Source organism: Metallosphaera yellowstonensis MK1, from assembly GCF_000243315.1.
Lineage (GTDB): Archaea > Thermoproteota > Thermoprotei_A > Sulfolobales > Sulfolobaceae > Metallosphaera > Metallosphaera yellowstonensis.
In genome coordinates this window covers 1-2,499 of record NZ_JH597757.1, presented here as the reverse complement: position 1 = coordinate 2,499, position 2,499 = coordinate 1, and the positions used below count along the sequence as shown (strand labels likewise).

The following is a 2,499-nucleotide window of genomic DNA, read 5'->3' as shown; positions in this document are numbered from 1 at the left end:
ACCAGCCCCGAGCATTGAGTGAACCTGCGGTGTCCCCATATGGGACTGTTGATTGGGGCAGAGGCGTACCTCACCGACCCTCGCTTTGACCAAGGCGTCTCGGTGACGCTTACCCCCTCAGTGAGTGTCATTGATAGAATGTTTGAAAAAGAAGTATACAAGTGTTAACTACGAAGGGGGTTATCCATCCTCACGGTGAGGATCCTCCGCCCCCTTTGAACCCCCCGTTATATAAAGGGCTGAATCCTTTTTCGTGTTAATAGAAATCTTTTTATATTCATTTATTGTCAACTGATTTTGTGGAGAGACTACTGAGACCTAAGGAGGCTTGCCAACTGCTCAGCATTTCATACTCAACCTTGTTAAGGTGGATCAGGGAGGGGAAGATAAGGGTGGTGAGAACTGAGGGTGGGAAGTATAGGATACCTTACAGCGAGATTAAGAAGTACTTAGAGAGGAGGGAGGAAATAAGAGCAGTAATTTACGCTAGGGTATCCTCGGCTGATCAGAGAGAAGATTTGGAGAGGCAAGTGAACTACCTAACGAACTACGCAACGGCAAAGGGTTACAAAGTGGTAGAAGTGATAAAAGACGTTGCAAGCGGGTTGAACACGCAAAGGAAAGGGCTGTTAAGGCTATTCAAACTGGTTGAGGGAAGGAGTGTTGATATAGTATTAATAACCTACAAGGACAGACTTACACGATTCGGGTTTGAATACCTTGAGGAGTTCTTCTCGACAACGGGAGTTAGGATTGATGTGGTTTTGGGAGAAGAACCTGAGGATACGAAAGAACTAGTTGAAGATCTGATTTCCATCATTACGTCATTCGCTGGGAAAATTTACGGAATGAGGAGTCACAAGAAGACAGTCCTAGTTCAGGGTGTAAAAGAGCTCATAGGTGAGTTGAGTGGAGAGGACAGTGAAGTTAAGGGTTGAGGTTGATCACAACACGTATTCAGCGCTCAAGGAGGTCGAGGAGGAGTACAGAGAGGTCCTGGAGGAGGCAATAAATTATGGACTCGTAAATAAGACCACCTCCTTCACCAGGATTAAGGCGGGAATTTACAAGGCTGAGAGGGAGAAGCACAAGTTACCCTCCCATTACATTTACACTGCTTGTGAGGACGCTAGCGAGAGGTTGGACAGCTTTCAAAAGTTGAAGAAGAGAGGTAGGGCTTACACCGACAAACCGTCAGTGAGGAGAGTTACTGTTCACTTAGACGATCACTTGTGGAGGTTCAACCTTGATAAAATCTCAATTTCCACGAAGAGGGGGAGGGTTCTCATTTCCCCAACCTTCCCTAAGATCTTCTGGAGGTATTATAACAAGGGTTGGTCTATTGCCAGTGGGGCTAGGTTTAAGTTGTTGAAGGGGAACGTGGTAGAGCTCTACGTCATTTTTAAGAAGGACGTTAAACCTTACGAACCTAAAGGTTTCATCCCAGTTGATCTCAACGAGAACTCGGTCTCTGTATTGGTTGATGGAAAACCGATACTTTTAGAGACTAACACCAAGAGGATTACTCTGGGCTATGAGTATAAAAGGAAGTCAATAACTACTGGTAGGTTAACTAAGGACAGAGAAGTTAAGAGGAAGTTAAAGAGGTTGAGGGAAAAAGACAAGAAGGCTGATGTCAGGAGGAAGTTAGCTAAGCTCGTTGTTGTTGAAGCTTTTAAGAGTAGGAGTGCCGTTGTCCTGGAGGATTTACCCAGAAATACTCCGGAACACATGGTTAAGGATGTGAGGGATAAACAGCTTAGGTTGAGGATTTACCGTTCAGCGTTTTCCTCGATGAAGAACGCTATTGTTGAGAAGGCTGGGGAGTTCGGTGTCCCCGTGATCTTGGTTAACCCGTCTCACACTTCTTCAACTTGTCCAGTCCACGGGACGAAGATCATTTACCGACCCGATGGGGGCGATGCCCCAAGGGTTGGTGTTTGTGAGGGTGGGAAAGAGAGGTGGCATAGGGACGTAGTTGCCCTCTATAACTTGAGGAAAAGGGCTGGAGATGTGAGCCCCGTGCCGTTGGGCTCGAAGGAGTCCCATGACCCACCTACCTTGAGGTCGGGTAGGTGGTTGAGGGCTAAGTCCCTACACTCGATCATGAATGAAGATAAAATGAGTGAAATGAAAGTGTAGGGATAAACGGTATTGACGAACCAGGAGACACGTATTATAAGACCGTGGAGGTTGAAAGATGCATCAAGTGTTTCACATCTCATCAAAAAGGCTACTGTGTGAGGGTTTTTGGTCCATAAAAGCACTTTAAAGCCCGATCTGTGATGTTACCTTATGGCGGACATTGTCAGTAAGCTGTGGACCCTAATCGACCTTCAAATTCCCTTAGTTGCTACGGATATGGAGACTTACTTGCTCAAGGAAGGTATATTTACTCAAGATGATCTAAACAAATTCAAAGAAATAAGCAAGTCCATTAAGAGAGCTTATTACGCCTTGCAAAGAGATCCAGAAGACGCAATTAAGACATTAAAGAAG

2 protein-coding genes and 1 pseudogene are annotated in these 2,499 nt (G+C 45.5%); all 3 read left to right on the top strand.

The window, feature by feature from the left end:
- The first annotated feature begins 299 nt into the window (after nucleotides 1-299).
- Complete coding sequence (locus METMK1DRAFT_RS00560) at nucleotides 300-938, top strand: IS607 family transposase (RefSeq protein ID WP_048087270.1); 639 nt, start codon at nucleotides 300-302, stop codon at nucleotides 936-938.
- Nucleotides 922-2,142, top strand: a complete 1,221-nt coding sequence (locus METMK1DRAFT_RS00555; RefSeq protein ID WP_048087272.1) for an RNA-guided endonuclease InsQ/TnpB family protein — start codon at nucleotides 922-924, stop codon at nucleotides 2,140-2,142. Before METMK1DRAFT_RS00560 ends, METMK1DRAFT_RS00555 begins: the two co-directional genes overlap by 17 nt.
- Nucleotides 2,143-2,295: 153 nt before the next feature.
- Nucleotides 2,296-2,499, top strand: a pseudogene (locus METMK1DRAFT_RS00550) (hypothetical protein); the annotation flags it as partial.